This is a genomic window from Streptomyces sp. NPDC052016 (genome assembly GCF_044548445.1).
Taxonomy (GTDB): Bacteria; Actinomycetota; Actinomycetes; order Streptomycetales; family Streptomycetaceae; genus Streptomyces.
In genome coordinates this window covers 273,625-291,111 of record NZ_JBIUBX010000004.1, presented here as the reverse complement: position 1 = coordinate 291,111, position 17,487 = coordinate 273,625, and the positions used below count along the sequence as shown (strand labels likewise).

Annotated in this window: 15 protein-coding genes and 2 pseudogenes; 11 read left to right on the top strand and 6 right to left on the bottom strand. The window is 68.3% G+C overall.

The window, feature by feature from the left end; all coding sequences use genetic code 11:
• Positions 1-76: 76 nt before the first annotated feature.
• The 5 genes from ACIHAR_RS07865 to ACIHAR_RS07845 all read left to right on the top strand — a co-directional run bounded on the left by ACIHAR_RS07865 (position 77) and on the right by ACIHAR_RS07845 (position 4,513).
• Complete coding sequence (locus ACIHAR_RS07865) at positions 77-955, top strand: sugar ABC transporter permease (RefSeq protein WP_365452976.1); 879 nt, start codon at positions 77-79, stop codon at positions 953-955.
• Positions 952-1,797, top strand: a complete 846-nt coding sequence (locus tag ACIHAR_RS07860; RefSeq protein ID WP_400017804.1) for a carbohydrate ABC transporter permease — start codon at positions 952-954, stop codon at positions 1,795-1,797. Before ACIHAR_RS07865 ends, ACIHAR_RS07860 begins: the two co-directional genes overlap by 4 nt.
• Positions 1,794-2,882, top strand: a complete 1,089-nt coding sequence (locus ACIHAR_RS07855) for an ABC transporter ATP-binding protein (RefSeq protein WP_400017801.1) — start codon at positions 1,794-1,796, stop codon at positions 2,880-2,882. Before ACIHAR_RS07860 ends, ACIHAR_RS07855 begins: the two co-directional genes overlap by 4 nt.
• A 1-nt stretch (position 2,883) precedes the next feature.
• Positions 2,884-3,963, top strand: a complete 1,080-nt coding sequence (locus tag ACIHAR_RS07850; RefSeq protein WP_400017799.1) for an ABC transporter ATP-binding protein — start codon at positions 2,884-2,886, stop codon at positions 3,961-3,963.
• A gap of 217 nt (positions 3,964-4,180) precedes the next feature.
• Positions 4,181-4,513 carry a putative quinol monooxygenase gene (locus ACIHAR_RS07845; protein ID WP_365452987.1) on the top strand — a complete coding sequence of 111 codons (333 nt, stop codon included), beginning with the start codon at positions 4,181-4,183 and terminating at the stop codon, positions 4,511-4,513.
• 347 nt (positions 4,514-4,860) lie between these two features.
• Here the strand turns inward: ACIHAR_RS07845 and ACIHAR_RS07840 are convergent, their stop codons facing one another.
• A complete protein-coding gene (locus tag ACIHAR_RS07840; RefSeq protein ID WP_400017796.1) occupies positions 4,861-6,225 on the bottom strand; it encodes an APC family permease in 1,365 nt (454 codons plus the stop codon).
• Between the two features lie 314 nt (positions 6,226-6,539).
• Here ACIHAR_RS07840 and ACIHAR_RS07835 point away from each other — a divergent pair.
• From ACIHAR_RS07835 to ACIHAR_RS07825, 3 genes and pseudogenes are all read left to right on the top strand, one after another.
• Positions 6,540-6,671 (top strand): annotated as a pseudogene (locus tag ACIHAR_RS07835) (DUF5996 family protein); the annotation flags it as partial.
• Positions 6,672-7,591: 920 nt separating this feature from the next.
• Positions 7,592-8,326, top strand: a complete 735-nt coding sequence (locus ACIHAR_RS07830; protein WP_400017794.1) for a D-Ala-D-Ala carboxypeptidase family metallohydrolase — start codon at positions 7,592-7,594, stop codon at positions 8,324-8,326.
• A gap of 290 nt (positions 8,327-8,616) precedes the next feature.
• Positions 8,617-8,880, top strand: coding sequence for a hypothetical protein (locus ACIHAR_RS07825; protein WP_365452996.1), 264 nt, complete (start codon positions 8,617-8,619; stop codon positions 8,878-8,880).
• Positions 8,881-9,226: 346 nt separating this feature from the next.
• Here ACIHAR_RS07825 and ACIHAR_RS07820 read toward each other — a convergent pair whose 3' ends face one another.
• Positions 9,227-9,595, bottom strand: coding sequence for a low affinity iron permease family protein (locus ACIHAR_RS07820; RefSeq protein ID WP_365453002.1), 369 nt, complete (start codon positions 9,593-9,595; stop codon positions 9,227-9,229).
• Positions 9,596-10,078: 483 nt separating this feature from the next.
• On the opposite strand from ACIHAR_RS07820, the gene ACIHAR_RS07815 reads away from it, so the two are divergent.
• From ACIHAR_RS07815 to ACIHAR_RS07805, 3 genes and pseudogenes are all read left to right on the top strand, one after another.
• Positions 10,079-10,600 (top strand): GtrA family protein, encoded by a 522-nt coding sequence (locus tag ACIHAR_RS07815; RefSeq protein ID WP_400017792.1) that lies wholly within the window; start codon positions 10,079-10,081, stop codon positions 10,598-10,600.
• Between the two features lie 242 nt (positions 10,601-10,842).
• Positions 10,843-11,295, top strand: a pseudogene (locus tag ACIHAR_RS07810) (CBM35 domain-containing protein); the annotation flags it as partial.
• Positions 11,269-12,318: a cellulase family glycosylhydrolase gene (locus tag ACIHAR_RS07805; RefSeq protein ID WP_400017888.1), complete on the top strand. Its 1,050-nt coding sequence runs from the start codon at positions 11,269-11,271 to the stop codon at positions 12,316-12,318. The pseudogene ACIHAR_RS07810 and the gene ACIHAR_RS07805, both read left to right, overlap by 27 nt.
• 119 nt (positions 12,319-12,437) lie before the next feature.
• On the opposite strand, the gene ACIHAR_RS07800 is transcribed toward ACIHAR_RS07805, so the two are convergent.
• The 4 genes from ACIHAR_RS07800 to ACIHAR_RS07785 all read right to left on the bottom strand — a co-directional run bounded on the left by ACIHAR_RS07800 (position 12,438) and on the right by ACIHAR_RS07785 (position 17,318).
• A complete protein-coding gene (locus ACIHAR_RS07800; protein ID WP_365453011.1) occupies positions 12,438-13,877 on the bottom strand; it encodes a GH1 family beta-glucosidase in 1,440 nt (479 codons plus the stop codon).
• A gap of 126 nt (positions 13,878-14,003) precedes the next feature.
• On the bottom strand, positions 14,004-14,927 hold the full coding sequence (locus ACIHAR_RS07795; RefSeq protein ID WP_400017789.1) for a carbohydrate ABC transporter permease: 924 nt from the start codon (positions 14,925-14,927) through the stop codon (positions 14,004-14,006).
• A 12-nt stretch (positions 14,928-14,939) separates the two neighbouring features.
• A complete protein-coding gene (locus ACIHAR_RS07790) occupies positions 14,940-15,926 on the bottom strand; it encodes a carbohydrate ABC transporter permease (protein ID WP_400017786.1) in 987 nt (328 codons plus the stop codon).
• Between the two features lie 81 nt (positions 15,927-16,007).
• Positions 16,008-17,318 (bottom strand): extracellular solute-binding protein, encoded by a 1,311-nt coding sequence (locus tag ACIHAR_RS07785; protein WP_365453020.1) that lies wholly within the window; start codon positions 17,316-17,318, stop codon positions 16,008-16,010.
• Positions 17,319-17,487: the final 169 nt, after the last annotated feature.

Genomic DNA, 17,487 nt, shown 5'->3' with positions numbered 1-17,487 from the left:
CGACCGCAGGACGCCCCGGGTGGCCGGACCGGACCGGCCGGCCACCCGGGGGTGCCCCTCTTCCGCAAGGAGATCCATGGACGGCCTACGCCGACACAAGAGCCTGTTCCTGCTGCCGGGATTGCTCACGCTCTTTCTGATCATCGTTTTCCCGCTTCTGTTCACCATCCGCGTCAGCTTCTCCGGGTGGAACGTCAGCAACCCGCAGATGGACTTCATCGGAGGCGCCAACTACACCGCGATGCTGCACGACAGCCGCTTCTGGGCCTCCATCACCCGGCTGGTCCTGCTGGCGGGCGGCACGGTCCTGATCCAGTACCTCATCGGGTTCGGTATGGCCCTGCTGGTCTGGCGCGAGGTACACGGCCGCAGATTCTGGCGGGTGCTCTTTCTCGTCCCCATGATGACCACGCCCGTGGTGATGGCCGCCATTTGGCAGACGATCTTCCATGAGTCTCTCGGGCCGTTGAACGACCTGCTGGGGATGCTGGGCCTGACGAGAATTCCCTGGCTCACCGAGTCAAGTCCAGCGCTGGTCGCGCTGATGACCGTCGAGGTCTGGCAGTGGACCCCGTTCATGTTTCTGTTGCTGCTGGCCGGCCTGCTGAGCCTGCCCAAGGAACCCTTCATGGCCGCGGCGATTGACGGCGCCGGCACCTGGCGGACCTTTTGGAAGGTGACCTTCCCGCTGATGGCACCGGTCTCGGTCGCGGCGGTCATCATCCGGCTGATCGAGGCGTCCAAGCTCTCCGACAGCGTCTACGTCCTGACGTCCGGCGGGCCGGGCTCCTCCACGGAGACCCCGGGCTACTACCTCTACATCCAGGGGCTCCGCGATCAGCAGACCGGCTACAGCGGGGCGATGTCCCTGACCTACCTCGTCCTGATGATCGTCACGCTCACGGTCGTCGCCGCCCTGCTCACCAGGGCCTTCAAGTTGAAGGGGGACTCATGAGGTCGCGCCTTTATCCCGTATTCAAGTACACCGTGATCGCCCTGTGGGCCTGCTTCGTCGCGGGACCGTTCTTCTGGGCGATGACGACCAGCTTCAAAAGCGCCAACGCCGTCCAGGGCGGTCCCACCTACGTCCCCTGGGTGCAGTACGAGCCCACCCTCACCGGCTGGCGCAACATCTTCGGCGGAGCCGGCGGCGTCGATGTGATCGGTCCCTTCATCAACAGTGCCGTCGTCACCGTCGCCGCATCGGCCATCAGCCTGGCGCTGGGGTCCCTGGCCGCCTACGCGCTGTCCCGGTACCGGTTCAAGCTGGGCTTCATCAAGAACGGCGACATCGTCTTCTTCTTCGTCTCCCAACGGATCATGCCGCCCGTCGTCCTGGTGATCCCCTTCTTCTACCTCCTGCAGTGGGGTGGCCTCCTGGACACCATCGCGGGCCTGGTCATCGTGACGGTCGCGTTGCTGCTGCCGATCGCGGTCTGGGTGATGGTCGACTTCTTCAACGGCATCCCCCGGGAGATCGACGAGATGGCGATGCTGGACGGCTGCCCCCCGTTCCAGACGTTCGTACGGGCGATCCTGCCGAACTCCCTGCCCGGGCTGACCGTCGGGGCGATGTTCTGCGCCGTGTTCGGCTGGAACGACTTCTTCTTCGCCTTCCGGCTGACCTTCACCGAGGTCCAGACCCTGCCCCAGGCGGTCGTCGCCCTCAACTCCTCCATTCCACCGTGGTGGACGCTGTCCGCCGCCGCGCTCTTCGGCGTGGCACCGCTGATCCTGCTCGCCCTCTGGGTGGAGCGCCTGCTGTCCAAGGGAAACCTGTCGGGAGCGGTCCGATGAATCTCAACGCCACTGATCTGTGCCTGACCGTCGACGGCGTCGACCACCTCAAGAACGTGACCGCCACCTTCCAGCCGGGACGGCTCCACACCGTCATCGGCCGGACGATGGCCGGGAAGACGACGCTGCTGCGGGCCCTGGCCGGCCTGCAGAAAGTTGACTCCGGCTCGTTGACCCGGGCGGGAGCCGACTTCCTGAGGACGCCGGTGTGGCGGCGCGACATCGCCATGGTCTACCAGCAGTTCATCAACTACCCGCATCTCGATGTGTTCGACAACGTGGCCTTCCCGCTGAAGCGGGCCGGACTGTCACGGGACGACATCCGGCGCCGGGTCCGGCAGAGCCTGGCGAGCGTGGGGCTCGCCGACTACGAGAAGCGCAAGCCCTCCCAGCTCTCCGGCGGCCAGCAGCAGCGCGTCGCGATGGCTCGCGCCCTGGCCCGCGACACCGGCATCCTCCTGCTCGACGAGCCGCTTGCGAACCTGGACTACAAGTTGCGCGAACAGCTGCGCGACGAGTTCAAGGCACTCTTCTCGGACCAGGGCGACACGATCGTCATCTACACGACCACCGAACCCGCCGAGGCGATGATGCTCGGGGACGTGGTCCTTGTGATGCACGAGGGGCGGATCCTCCAGACCGGCACCCCGCAGGAGGTCTTCGAGCGCCCGGCGACCACCACGGTGGCGTCCATCATCAACGACCCGCCCATGAACATCTTCGCGGGGCGACTCGAGGGCGGCCAGGTCACGGTGGCCGGCTTCCAGGCCACGCACATCTCCGCGCACCTGGCCGACCTGCCCGACGGTGCCTACCGGTTCGGCCTGCGCGCCACCGACGTCAGCCTGGCTTCCAGCGGAGTCGAGGGCGAGGTCACGTACGTCGAGATCTCCGGCTCCGAGACCTTTGTCCATGTGCGTGTCGGCGAGACCCCCTTCGTCGTCCAGATCGAGGGCATCCACGACGTCACCCTCGGCGACCTCGTCAAACTCCGGCTCCGTCCCGACCGGCTGTTCGCCTTCGACGAGCAGGAGGCGCTCGTCCGGACACCTTCATACGATCTCGCTTCAGTGGAAGGCCGTTGACATGGCGCAGTTGGACATCGTCGACGTCGGGCACACGTACGCGCCGGGCGCCGAGGAGGAGCGGTGGGCTCTCAAGCCGCTGAGGCTGACCTTCGAATCCGGCAAGACCTATGCACTGGTCGGACCCTCGGGCTGCGGCAAGACGACGCTGCTGAACATCCTTTCCGGCCTGGTCAGACCGTCGAGGGGACGGGTGCTGTTCGACGGCGCCGATGTCACCGCCCTGCCCACGAAGGCGCGCAACATCGCCCAGGTCTTCCAGTTCCCCGTCATCTACAAGTCGATGACGGTCTACGACAACCTCGCCTTCCCGCTGCAGTGCCGGCGCTGGGACAAGGCGAGGATCGACGCCAAGGTCCGGCAGGTCGCCGAGGCCCTGGACCTGCACGACCGGCTGGCGCAGCCCGCTCGCGGGCTCACCGCCGACGACAAGCAGCTGATCTCACTCGGCCGCGGCCTGGTCCGTGACGACGTGGCGGCCGTCCTGATGGACGAGCCGCTCACCGTCATCGACCCGCAGCTGAAGCACTCGCTGCGGCGCAGGATCCGAGAGATCACCGAGCAGTTCCGGCCCACGGTGATCTATGTGACACACGACCAGTACGAGGCGATGAGCTTCGCGCAGGAACTGCTCGTCATGAAGGACGGCCAAGCCGTGCAGCAAGGCACCCCCGAGCAGCTGTTCGAGGCACCCTCCGCCACCTACGTCGGCTACTTCATCGGCTCACCGGCGATGAACTTCCTGACCGTGGACCGCGGCGACGGGCCCTTCGCGCTGGGCGGCCGGCCGCTGTCCGTCGCCTGGGACATCCCCCGGAGCACGACCGCCGTCCAGGTCGGCGTCCGGCCCGAATACGTCAAGATCGTCACCGACCCCGGCCCCAACACCTTCCCCGGCCGGCTGCGGGGCGTCAGCGACCACGGCGCGCAGCGCGTGCTCGAGCTGGAGGTCGCCGGGCAACCCGTCAGGGCCAAGAGGCCCCGCGAGGAGGGAGTTCCGACCGGAGACGAGGTCCTGGTGCACCTGCCGCGTGCGAACGTCCTTCCGTACGCCGACGGCAAGTTGGTACTCCGGTCGTGACGATCCGTCCATCATTACCGCGACGCGGCCGGCGTCGTGAAGTCCACAAGCCGGTACCGGCAGGCCGAGCTCGTACGATCGTGTCGGCGCGAGCCTGCCGGCGTGGGCGGAACGTGACCGAGGTCAGCCTGCCCTCGGATCGGTTCGTCGTCCTGCCGGTGCCCTACACAACGCCTGTCTTGATGCCGGGCGCACAGAACTCAGCCAAAGGAATCCCATGATCTTCATCACCGCCAAGTTCCGAGTCCGGCCCGAGCACGCTGAGCGCTGGCCCGAGATCACCACTGACTTCACCCGGGCGACGCGCGCCGAGCCCGGCTGCCTGTGGTTCGACTGGTCGCGCAGCGTGGACGATCCGACGGAGTACGTCCTGGTCGAGGCCTTCCGCGACGACGCGGCCGGGGCCGCACATGTGCAGTCCGCGCACTTCAAGGCTGCGCAGCAGACGCTGCCGCCACACCTTGTCGAGACGCCGCGCATCGTGAACGCGACCGTTCCGCAGGATGACTGGTCGCTCCTCGGGGAGATGGCGGTCCCGGGGCAGGAGTAGGGCTCTGCCCGAACGTCAGCGAGCACCGCGCTCACGGCATGACCGCCACGGCTGCCCGCTCCGTCCGCTGCGATCGCGGGGCACCGGAGAAGTCCCCTACGGGAACACCGGTGCCGCGTTGGGACATGATCCGCGGAGTCATCCCGTGGAGGCGGCGTCCAAGGCTTGCCCGCGCCCGTAACCGCAGTGATGGCACTGACCGACCACGGCCGTCACGACCTTCTCCTTTGGCTGCGGAGCCGTCGCCGGCGATCAGAACGTCGAGCGGGACACCTTCGCAGGCTGGGGGTCTCGTGGCTTGCCCGGCTGCTCGGTATGTTCCCACCTCACCGGGAAGACGGTGCGACTCACGCTTCGCCGCGTAGTCTCATCACCATTTTGTTGATTACCCACAGGCCGATTCCGATCGCCAGCAGCACGCCCGCCCTGATGTAGACGTCCGCGGGCCGGTCGGACAGCGGGCTGGCCAGGATGAGGGCGGTGATCGCGCCGAGCACGGGCAGGGCGGTCGGCGTGCGGAAGTGCTGGTGCTCGACGCGATCGCGGCGCAGGACGAGGACGGCGATGTTGACGACGCTGAAAACGCACAGGAGCAGGAAGGCCGTGGTGTCGCCGAGGCCGGCGATCTCTCCGGTGGAGACCAGGCCGACGGCAAGGAGCGAGACGAAGACGATGCCGACGACCGGGGTGCGGCGCCGGGGGAGGACACGGCCCATGCCGCGGGGCAGGATGCGTTCGTTGGCCATGCCGTAGCAGAGGCGGGACGCCATCATGATGTTGATCAGGGCCGAGTTCGTGACGGCGAACAGGGCGATCAGCGCGAACAGCTTGGGCGGGAAGTCGATGCCGCCGGCCTTGACGACCTCCAGCAGCGGGCCGCTGGAGTCCTCCAGTACGCGGAAGTCGACGAGCAGCGAGGAGATCAGGGCGACCAGGACGTAAAGGGTGCCGGTGACGGCGACGCCGGTGAAGATGGCGCGCGGGAACGTCCGCGCCGGGTCCTTGGTCTCCTCGGCCATGTTGACCGAGTCCTCGAAGCCGACGAAGGCGAAGAAGCCCAGGGCGGTCGCCCCCAGCACGCTGGTGATCAGGGCGGAACCGGTGCCCTCCGCCTGGAACTCGACGAGCCGACCCGGGTCACCGTCACCGGTCAGGACCGCCCCGGCGCCGATCGTGAGGATGACGAGCAGGCCGGTCAGCTCGACCAGGGTGAGCACCATGTTGGTCTTCACGGATTCCGACACGCCCCGCAGGTTGAGGGCCGCCAGGGAGAGGATGAACAGGATCGCGACGAGGGTGGACGGCAGGACGTCCGTGAACTCGGCGAGGTAGTCGCCGCTGAAGGCGCGGGCCGCCGCGCTCGCCGAGGACAGGCCCGAGCACATGACCATGAAGGAGATGATGAAGGTGAGGAACGGGACCTGGAACGCCTTCTGCGTGTAGAGCGCGGCTCCGGCCGCCTGCGGGTACTTGCCGACGAGCTCGACGTACGAGGCCGCTGTCAGGATGGCCACGGCGAACCCGATGACGAACGGCAGCCATAGCGCCCCGCCGACCTTGCCGGCGACCTGACCGGTGGTGGCGTAGATGCCGGTGCCGAGGATGTCACCGATCACGAACAGGACGAGCAGTTTGGGACCGAGGACGCGCCGCAGCGGGGTGTCATCCCCTTCCCTCGGTGAAGCGGTGGCATCCCGCCCGGCTGTGGACACGACTGCTCCCCCCGAGACGGGTTCCGCACTGAACAACGTCTTGCCTGCCCGGCAGGTCAGTGAGTGATGCCTTGGCCTACTGCAACCGGAGCACGTCCGCAGGGCGCTTGCCTTCCAAGGGACACCCAACGTTGATCACTCCCGCGGGACTCGCTCCCCGGTCCCCAGTTTCCGATGCCCGAGCACAACCGCGCCAAGCCGACGCTTTTCCACAGCCGAGCTTGGTGGCGTGCCTTGCGCGGCGGGGTCCGCCATATGGATAAGTCCGCCGGTATCCGCGCTCAGCCAGAGCCTCAGAGCAGGAAGGAAGGCTCATGGAGCTCTTCCCGCCGATTCCGCTCGGCGGAAGGCGGGACTGCAAGGAGGCGCTGCACCGGTTTGCGCAGGTCGTCGGCAAGATTCGGCTCGCTGCCAGCGTTCGACGCAACCACCTACGACAGTGCCCACCGGGCAGGAGCCGGGCGCGCCGGCTGGGACATGGCCAGCCTGGCGTGCCCTGGAGGGTTTACGGACCAGCACCCGGCGCCTCCGCCCGCCTGATCCCGACTCGGCGCGTGCTCGCCCCGGCGCCAGCCCGGCCACAATTCGCGTTCTGACCCGTTCGACGTCTCGTTCGCCCGTGGGGCATTCAGTGCAGGTGCTGCAGGTCCATGAGGAGCTTGTCCTCGGAGCCAGTTACTGGCTGCGATTCCGGGTGCGAGGTGGGCGGCATCGTTGCGCGGTGGTGGTGAGCGGCAAGGGGGCACCGGCACGGTGGCGATGAGCAGCGGAACGAGGGCTGCGGCGGCCACCAGGACCAGCGCGGAGCCCCGAAGACGGTGCGGTGTCCGGCGGTCAGAGCGTGCAGGTGGGGCTGATGTGCCTCGGAGGCGGCGGTGACGGTTGCGGCCAGGATGCTCAGGGCTGCCGATCTGCCGGGTGGTGTCCACCAGGCCCCGGCGAGCCCGGAGTCGGCCGGCCGTACTTCGGCGACAGCAAGCGACGTCAGCTGCATGAAGGCGAGCTCAGGCCCAGCCCGATCGTGAGGGTCGGACCGAGTACCGCCGACCCGTAGTCACTGACGTAGGTCTGGCTGTCATTCCAGGTACGCGACGCTGTAGGCGCCCTGATGCTCCTTCGGGTTCCCGGAGCCGGCGTCCAGGGTGCGGACGCACGCGAGCGGACAAGCCGACGGTCACATGATCAACGCTTTTGTCAGAGCCAGTCACGGTCCATCACGTGGGGAAGCCCCAAAAGCCGCCACCGTTCACCGTCCCGCCACGGCCGCACCGTTGACGCGCGTAGCACTTGGGCTCAGGCTGGGCACCGATCACCGCCGCGAGAGCGGTGGTCACACCGACCGGAAGTCGACGACCCGGAGGCCTGGATGTTCAGACGGATCGCACGTCTCCTCACCGCGTTTGTCATGATCACGTCGGGTGTGGTGGTCGGCGTGGGCGCCACCGCGGGCACCGCACACGCCGACGAGTGTTACACCTGGAGTCGCACCCTCTCCCAGGGCGCCTCCGGCAGCGATGTCACCCAGCTGCAGATCCGGGTCGCGGGCTGGGTCACGTCCGGCGAACGCCTCTCCTACGACGGCCAGTACGGCGCCCGCACGGCCGCCGCCGTGAGCAAGTTCCAGTCCGCCTACGGCCTCGCCGCCGACGGGGTCGCGGGACCGGCGACCTTCAGCAAGCTCTACGCGCTGCAGGACGCTGACTGCACGCCGATCCACTTCTCCTACGCCGAGCTCAACCGCTGCAACTCCGACTGGTCGGGCGGCGCGGTCTCCGCGGCCACCGCCAAGGCGAACGCGCTCAAGACGATGTGGAAACTGGAGGCCATGCGGCACGCGCTCGGCGACGTCCCGCTCACCGTCTCCAGCGGCTTCCGCTCCTACGCCTGCAACAGCGCCGTAGGCGGCTCGTCCACCAGCCGCCACCTGTACGGCGACGCCGCCGACCTGACGGGCTCCCCCACCCTGTGCCGCCTCGCCCAGCAGGCCCGCACGCACGGCTTCTCGGAGATCCTCGGCCCGGGCTACCCCGGCCACAACGACCACACCCACGTCGCACTCGACCCCTCCCCCTACTGGTCCGCCCCCAACTGCGGCATCTGAGCCACCGTCGCCAAAGCCGGCGGCTGCTGCGCGCGCGTGCCCAACACACCTGTGCACGACCGCGCACCGCCGCCGGCCCCGGCCGAGACGACCGGCATGGAGTCCGACCACGACGAGAGCCCACGGCATCGATGCCGAGTCCTACGACGCCTCCGCCACCCGCGAACCGTGGGCACAGTACGTGGCGCCGCCCGGTGAGCCGGCGCCCGCCCGAAGATGCGTCCGGTCCGGCCTGCCGCGATGGTGGAAGCGTTGAAGCGCTGCCACCCAGACGCGAGGGGAACGCCAACGTGGACAAGTCGGAGCTCACCCAGATGACCGCTCGCCGTGCCGCCGACGACCCGAACGGTCGGCACCTCGCCGCGGACGACATCAGCCGGATCCTCGACCTGCTCTTCGGCACCGTGGAGCAGGCCGGGACCATCGCCCAGGCGCTCAAGGGCAGGGAGCCCGTCCACCTCGGGAGCTTCGGCACGTTCCAGGCCGCTGACGGCGTGGCCACGTTCCGGCCGGGGACAGCCCTCACCGAGTACCTGCAAGATCAGATCCGGTGATCAGTACGCGGTCTGTCCGGCCGGCGTGTCGGCTGCCGGAACGGTCATGGGACGTCTGACTCTCCACGCCACGGGCCCGGCGGTCCCGGAGACGGTCTGGCGGCGCTACGTGTGCGTCGACGAGTGGGCCTCGTGGTCCACAGGAGTCGGACTGCACCCCGATGAGCGAGACCCGGGGCGCAGCAAACGTCGAAGTCCGTTACCACCAGGTCGACATCAGCGACGAAGCCGGGCCCACCGGCCCGAACCGGGTCGAGGGCACAGCGGACTCGTCCGGGGGGTGCGCGCCTCGGCGAGTGCGCCTCACGCCGACAGCTTCCGACGGCCCGCGCGCCATGGGGTGGAGTCAGGTCTGTTCCTCGATGCCGATGGCGGTGCGCAGGGAGCGCTGGGCCGGGCCCGGCTCACCGCGTCCCGTCTCCAGCAGGGCGGCGGCTATGGCATCCAGCTTCTGCTGAACGGCGTGCTCGGCACGCCGCTCACTGTTCTTGAGCAGTGCCAGGAGCAGGAGCGTGACGGCGGTCATGGACTCACCGGCGAGCATCATCCAGGTCAGGGGCGCCTTGGCGATGTGCACGCCGATGACGATGCCGACCAGCAACAGGCAGATGCCGAAGAACGCCGGGCTGCTGGTGAAGTTCGACGCGCGCTCGGCGAGTTCCTCGAAGGGGCCGCGCTTGCGCCCACCTCTCTCGGCCGGATGCTCGAGGGTCATCTTCGCCTCTCCTCGTGTCATGTGGTGACTGGCGGCGATCCGACCGCCCGATGCTCCTGGCCCTGCTCATGCCCTCGGTCGGGCCGGAGATGCCTGTCCGCCGGACATCGCCGGCTCCTCGGATGCCCCGTACAGTCACGACGGCGGAGAGGACCGGAGCGAAGAGCGGGAGTACCGCGGCACCGTCGGTGAGCGAACGGCTGGTGGCTCCTTTACCAACCTCGGCCATTCTCACGTAGGTCCAAGCCCGAGGTCGCCGACGATGCCCATCCATTGCAACGACGAACAGGCGGGCTCGTTGCATTACCCCACGCTCCATTGCAATGATTTCCGCGCTTCCACCTGCACAAAGGCCGACTGCGCCCGGAAATTGCGTTGCCGAACTCGCGAATGCAACGTAGCTTTTCGATTCACGGAAAGATGAACAGGGGGCGCGCAGGTCGAGAGACGGACCTGTCGCGGAGTGGGTGACCGGGGGGAATCATGGCGGCAGCGCAGAGACAGCAACAGGTGGCACCTGGTGCCCTCAACGCCTTTGCCCGCTTCGTGCTCTGCGGCGGCGGGGTGGGGCTCGCCTCCAGCTTCGCCGTGGTGGCCCTCGCTTCATGGATGCCCTGGGTTCTGGCCAACGCCCTGGTCACCGCGGCGTCCACGCTCGTCGCCACCGTGTTGCACGCCCGGTTCACCTTCGGCGCAGGTCGGCATGTGACCTTGCGTCAGCATGCGCAGTCGGCCGGGTCCGCTGCTGCCGCGTATGCGGTGACCTGCGTGGCGATGTGCGTCCTGCATCAACTGGTCGTGGCACCGAGTGCGTTGGTCGAGCAGGTCGTCTACCTGTCCGCCTCCGCACTCGCCGGTGTCGCACGGTTCGCGGTCCTGCGTTTCGTCGTCTTCGCGCGGCACCTCTCACGGACCGCGACCCCCTCCCCCACCGTCGTCCCCTGCTCGCCCATGGGCCGTGCCTCGCAGGCAGCCGGCTCGGCGGTGCTGTGCCGCACGGCCTGAACGTCGCTGCAGCGACTCGCCGTCCGTCGGCGAGTTTCCAGGCCTGGCCCGGTGACCACTCGGTTGTGTCCTGCTCGGCTATTGCGTGTGCATGACACGGATTCCCACCTCTTGCCCAGCGCGCTGAACCTGCGCTACTCCTTTAATCGTTAGGAAGGTTTCCTTTCAACCGGGAGCCGGCCGCCCCCATGTACCGCGGCCGCAGGATCCCGCCCCCCTCTCCGACGGAGTGAGTCCTGACTATGAGTTGGCTACGCTCGTCCCATCCCAAGCTGCGCGGCGCCGTCACAGCCGGCGCCATGGCACTGGCACTGACCGCTGCCCTTCCCGCCACTGCCGCCGTCTCGGCCGACAGTGCGGTCGCCTCGCCTCGGGCCGCCACCGTGCACGAAGCGGAATCCGCCACCGTCTCACGCGGTGCGGTGGAGTCCAACCACACCGGCTTCACCGGCGACGGCTTCGTCAACTATGACAACGTCCAGGGCAGTTACGTTCAGTGGACCGTCAGCGCTACACAGGCCGGGTCGTCCGCCCTCACCCTGCGCTTCGCCAACGGCACTGCCACCAACCGCCCCATGGACATCACGGTGAACGGTGCGGTGGCCTCCAGCGGCAGAGCCTTCCCGGGCACGGGCGCGTGGACCAACTGGAACACCACCACGCTCAACGTGAACCTCGCAGCCGGGGCGAACATCATCAGAGCGACCGCGACCACCTCCAACGGCGGACCGAACGTCGACCACATCTCCCTGGAGACCTCCGGAGGACCGACCGGCGACACGCCCGCCGCCGTCAACGGGCAGCTGAAGGTGTGCGGAACCAAGCTGTGCAACCGGTACGGCAAGCCCATCCAGCTACGCGGTATGAGCAGCCACGGCACGCAGTGGTACAGCCAGTGCCTCACCAGCGGATCCCTCGACGCGCTGGCCAAGGACTGGCACGCCGACGTCCTGCGCGTGTCCACCTACGTGCAGGAGGGCGGCTACGAGAGCGACCCCCGGCGCTTCACCGACCTGGCGCACAGCCTGATCGAGCAGGCCACAGCCCGCGGCCTGTACGTGATCGTGGACTGGCACCAGCTGACCCCGGGCGACCCCCACTACAACCTGTCCCGCGCCAGGACGTTCTTCACCGAGATCGCTCAGCGTCACGGAAGCAAGACCAACCTGCTCTACGAGATCGCCAATGAGCCCAACGGTGTGAGCTGGTCGAACATCAAGAGCTATGCCGAACAGCTGATCCCGGTCATCCGGCAGCAGGACCCTGAAACCCCCATCCTCGTCGGCACCCGCGCCTGGTCCTCGCTCGGCGTCTCCGACGGCAGCAACGAGAACGAGATCACCGCCAACCCGGTCAACGCCACCAACATCCTGTACACCTTCCACTTCTACGCGTCCTCGCACCGCGACGAGTACCTCAACACCCTGTCCCGCGCCGCCGACAAGCTGCCCGTCTTCGTCACTGAGTTCGGCTCCCAGAACTCCGCCGGTGAAGGTGCGAACGACTTCACCATGACCAAGCGTTACATCGACCTGATGGCAGCGAAGAAGATCAGCTGGGTCAACTGGAACTTCTCCGACGACGAGCGTTCTGGCGCCGTGTTCAAGCCCGGAACGTGCAACGCCAACGGGCCCTGGACCGGCACAGCACAGCTGAAGCCGGCCGGGGCGTGGATCAGGGACCAGATCCGCACCCCTGACGACTTCCCGACCAGCTGACCCCTCTGCGCCCAGCCCCGCCGCCCAGCCCCGCCCGTCGAGCCAGGACGGGCGGGGCGCATCGATCGCCGGCAGGAGCCTGCTGGGCGCGGGCAGGCTGTGCGTGCCGCACCGGCCGGTCAGGCGCCGGGCAGTACCCCGGTACGGGCGACCTCGGAGTACCAGCGGGCGCTGGCCTTGGGGATGCGGGTGCCGGTCGGGTAGTCGACGTACACGGCGCCGAAGCGCTTGCTGTAGCCGTGAGCCCACTCGAAGTTGTCCAGCAGGGACCACAGGAAGTAGCCGCGTACGTCCGCGCCGTCCAGGATCGCCTGGTGAACGGCGGCCAAGTGGCCGCGTACGTACGCGATCCTGGCGGGGTCGTTGACCTGGCCGGCAGGGTCGGCGTAGTCGTCGAAGGCGGCGCCGTTCTCGGTGATGACCAGCGGCAGCTCCGGGAAATCGGAGGCGAGCCGGCGCAGCAGGTCGTAGAGGCCGCTGGGGTCGACGGCCCACCCCATCGCGGTGGTGTCGCCGGGCGGCTGGTGGAAGGCGACCCGGTCTGCTCCCGGCCACGGGCTGTGGGTGCTGTTGCCGTGTCCGTCGGAGGTGTGGGTGCCATCGCCGTCGGTCTCGGAGACCACGGTGGGGGTGTAGTAGTTGACGCCGAGGAAGTCCAGCGGCTGGTGGATGCGGTGCAGGTCGCCGTCCTGGACGAAGGACCAGTCGGTCAGCTCGGCGGTGTCCTTGAGCAGGTCCTCCGGGTAGGCGCCCCGCAGCATCGGACCCGTGAAGACCCGATTGGCGAGCGCGTCGATCCGGCGGACCGCGTCGGCGTCGCCGTCCGTGCCGGTGAGCGGGCGGACGTGGTGGATGTTGAGGGTGACCGAGACCTGGGCGTCGGCGCGGAGGCGGTCGCGCAGCGCCTGGACGGCCAGGCCGTGTCCCAGGTTGAGGTGGTGGGCGGCGCGCAGGGCGGCGACCGGGTCGGTGCGGCCGGGGGCGTGCACGCCGGAGCCGTACCCGAGGAAGGCGCTGCACCAGGGCTCGTTGAGCGTGGTCCAGGTCTTCACCCGGTCGCCGAGGGAGTCCGCCGCGATGGCCGCGTACTCGGCGAACCGCTCGGCCGTGGCGCGCTCGGGCCAGCCGCCGGCGTCCTCCAGTTCCTGCGGCAGGTCCCAGTGGTAGAGAGTGGCGACGGGCTGGATGCCCTTCTCCAGCAGTTCGTCGACGAGGCGCCGGTAGAAGTCCAGGCCCTTCTGCACGGCGGGTCCGCGGCCGGTGGGCTGGATCCGGGGCCAGGCGAGGGAGAAGCGGTAGGCGCCCAGGCCGAGTTCGGCCATGAGGGCGACGTCCTCGCTTCGGCGGTGGTAGTGGTCGGTGGCGATGTCACCGGTGTCGCCGTTGCGGACCCGGCCGGGGGTGCGGGCGTAGGTGTCCCAGATGGACGGCGTGCGGCCGTCCTCGGCCGCTGCGCCCTCGATCTGATAGGCGGCCGTCGCGGAGCCCCAGAGGAAGCCCTTGGGGAAGGTGCGGGCGGCGTCCGGGGCGGACGCGGTCTGCTGTGCTGCGGTGACCACGTGAGTCCTTTCGAGGTGGTGGTGTTCGTGGGTGCGTGGGGGCCGGCGGGGTGAGGCGCGGGCACGCCAGGCCGGAACGGGGGGGGGTGGGGTGCGGGCCCGTGTTCGGGGCCGCGCGGCGGCGGGTCAGCCCTTGACGGCGCCCGCCATGATGCCGCTGACGATCTGGCGGCCGAAGACGATGAACATCGCCAGCAGCGGCAGGGTGCCGAGCAGCGCGCCTGCCATGATCAGCGACTGGTCCCGGACATAGCCCGCGCTGAGCTGGGTGAGGGCGACGGGGACCGTCGGGTTGGTCATGTCGAGGACCACGAACGGCCAGAAGAAGTCGTTCCAGGCGTGCACGAACGTGATCATGAACAGAACGGCCATCGCGGGCCGGGCGACGGGCAGCACGATGCTCCAGAAGATCCGCAGCGAGTGGGCCCCGTCCACGCGTCCGGCCTCGACGAGTTCGTCGGGCAGCGCCTCCGACAGGTACTGCCGCATGAAGAAGACCCCTACCGCGCTCACCAGCGTCGGGAAGATGACGGCGGGCAGCTGCTGCGACCAGCCCAGCTCGGCCATCATCATGAACAGCGGTACGACGCCGAGCTGCGGCGGCACCAGCATGGTGCCGATCACCAGCATGAGCAGGGCGTTGCGCCCCTTGAACCGCAACTTGGCGAAGGCGAACCCGGCGAGCGTCGCGAACATCACCGTCGACAGGGCGATCACCCCGGCCACGATGAGGCTGTTGATCATCGCCTTGCCCATCGCCGCCTCGTCCCAGGCCCGGGCGAGGTTGCTGAACAGGTTCGGGCCGGGCAGGAAGGGCGGCGGTGTCTGGCTGACCCGGGTGTTGTCGGTGGATGCGGCCACCATCGTCCAGTACAGCGGGAAGATCGACAGCACCGCCATGATGGCGAGCAGCACGTAGGCGAGGGGTCCGGCGTGGTGCTGACGGCCGGCGCGCTGGCGCAACAGTCGGCGGCCCCCGCGGCCGGCCGGCTTGTCGGCGGAGGTCCGGGCCGTGGAGCTGGTCCGGGCCGGGAGACTCTGAATGGTCATGGTGACTCCAGGTCAGGACGTACAGGAGCGTGCGCGCTTGACGAGGCGCTGCACGAGGAAGACGAGGACGAGCAGCAGGAACATCGCCCAGGCCACGGTCGCCGAGCGGCCCATCTGGTAGTTCTTCCAGCCCTCCTCGTACAGCAGCAGTCCCAGCGTCTGGTACTGGTTGTCCGCGCCACCGCTCACCCCGTTGGGGCCCTGGCCGAAGATCAGCGGCTCGCCGAACAGCTGGGTGGCGCCGATGGTGGAGAGCACGATCGTGAAGACGATGGTGGAGCGGATGCCGGGGACGGTGACGTGGGTGAACTGCTGCCACCGGGAGGCGCCGTCGAGGGAGGCCGCCTCGTACCGTTCGGCGGGGATGGCCTGCATCGCGGCCAGGTAGAGCAGCGCGTTGTAGCCGGTCCAGCGCCAGATGACGATGGTGGAGATGGCGACCTGGGCGGGCCACTTGTCGGCCTCCCAGTCCACGGGGTCGATTCCGACCGAGCCGAGCGCCCAGTTGATCATCCCGAAGTCCCGCTCGAAGATCATCGTGAAAACGAGGGCGGCCGCGGCCACCGAGGTGGCGTAGGGCACCAGCGAGGCGACGCGGAAGAACAGCGAGGCGCGCATCCGGTAGTTGAGCAGGTGCGCCAGCCCGAGTGCCATCAGCAGCTGCGGCACCGTGGAGATGACACCGATCGTGATCGTGTTCTGCAGCGCGTTCCAGAACCTGGAGTCGCCCCACAGCTCGACGTAGTTGTCGAAGGCCACCCACTCCATGACGTCGAGGGTGGCCAGTTCCACGTCGTGCAGGGAGATCCACGACGTGTAGACGAGGGGGTAGAAGCTGAACGCGGCGAAGACCACGAAGAACGGCGCGACGAAGACGTACGGGGCGCCCTTGATGTCGAGCCGGTGCAGCAGTGCGCCGCGCCGCCGGGCGGTGTCGTCGTCCGGGGACGGACCCGGAGACTCGTCCCCGGCCAGGGCCTTGGTGGTGGAGGTGGCCACCGGATTTCCTTCCTGAAGGCGGATGTGTGAGCCGGCCGTCCGTGCCCGTCGGCGGGCACGGACGGCCGCGGGGGCCAGGGGTCAGCCGACCGCCTTCTCGATGCGCTCCGCGGTGGTCTTCCACGCCTTCTCACGCGGGGTGCCCTGCTGCTCGATCAGGGTCAGCCCCTGGGAGAAGGTGTCCTTGATCGTGCCGTCCTTGCGGCCGAGGACCTGCTTGTCCGGTATCTCCTGGGCGGCGGCACCGAAGATCTGGCCGATCGGCGCGTTGTTGAAGTACTCCGACTTGGCGTCCTTCACGTCTGCGCTCTCCAGTGCCTGGCGCGAGGACGGGATGTTGCCGATCTCCTTGAAGATGTGGGCCTGCTGCTCCGGGGCGGTCAGCCAGGCGACGAGCTTCTTGGCCTCCTCCTTCACCGGGCTCTGCTCGATCACACCGAGGAAGGACCCGCCCCAGTTGGCGCCCTTGGGGGCCTTGGCCACATCCCACTTGCCCTTGTTCGCCGCACCGGCCTTCTCGCTGATGTGGCTGAGCATCCACGCCGGGCACACGGCCGTGGCGAACGTGCCGTTGGCCAGGCCCGGGTCCCAACCGGGCTGGAACTGACGGAGCTTGGCCGTCAGGCCGTCCTCCGCCGCGTCCGCGGCGAGACTCCACGCCTCCTTGACGGCGGGGTTGCTGTCGTAGATCAGCTCGCCCTTGTCGTCGTAGTACTGCTCGGGGTAGCCGTAGACCATGGCGTTGAACAGGCCGCTGGCCGCGTCCATGTAGGCGACGCCGTCACCCTTGAAGTCCTTCTTGAAGGTGCGGCCGACCTCGACGTACTTCTTCCAGTCGCCCTCCCAGAGCTTCGCGACCTCCTCGCGGTCGGTGGGCAGGCCCGCCTTCTCGAAGTAGTCCTTGCGGTAGCAGACGGCCATGGGGCCGATGTCGGTGCCCAGGCCCAGCACCTTGCCGTCCCCGGTGCTGATCTGGGACTCCTTCCACGGCAGGAAGTGGTCGGTGCCCGACACGTCGGCGAAGTCGGCGAACTTGTCCGCCTGGGTCTCGGTGATCTCCTTGGCCCGCCCGATCTCGATGCCCTGGATGTCCTTCAGGCCCTTGCCGGCGGCGAGCCTGGTCTGCAGCGCGGTGTAGTACGTCTGCTCGTCACCGGCGATCTCGGCCTTGATGTCGACCTCGGGGTTCTCCTTCTCGTACTGCTCGAGAAGGCCGGTCTCCTTGATGCCCATCACTCCGTACAGGCCCATGGTGATGGTGACCTTGCCGTCCTTCTTCCCGCCGCCGGTGGCGGAGTCGTCGCTGCCGCCGCAGCCGACGACGAGCGCCAGTGCGCCGACGGTCGCGGCCGTCGCCACCGCCTTTCTGCGCAACGAACCGAGAGTGCCCATGGATCTCCTCCTAGCGACGGCGCTGACACATCGGAGTGACGAGTTCTGCGCTGACTACTGCGATGGCTACAGCGATGACGATCACGACGGTTTTGACAGGATGGGAACGTGCCCATTTATGGGTGGGCACGTTCCCATCGCGCATCGAAGACTCGTGGGGAGGGGGCGG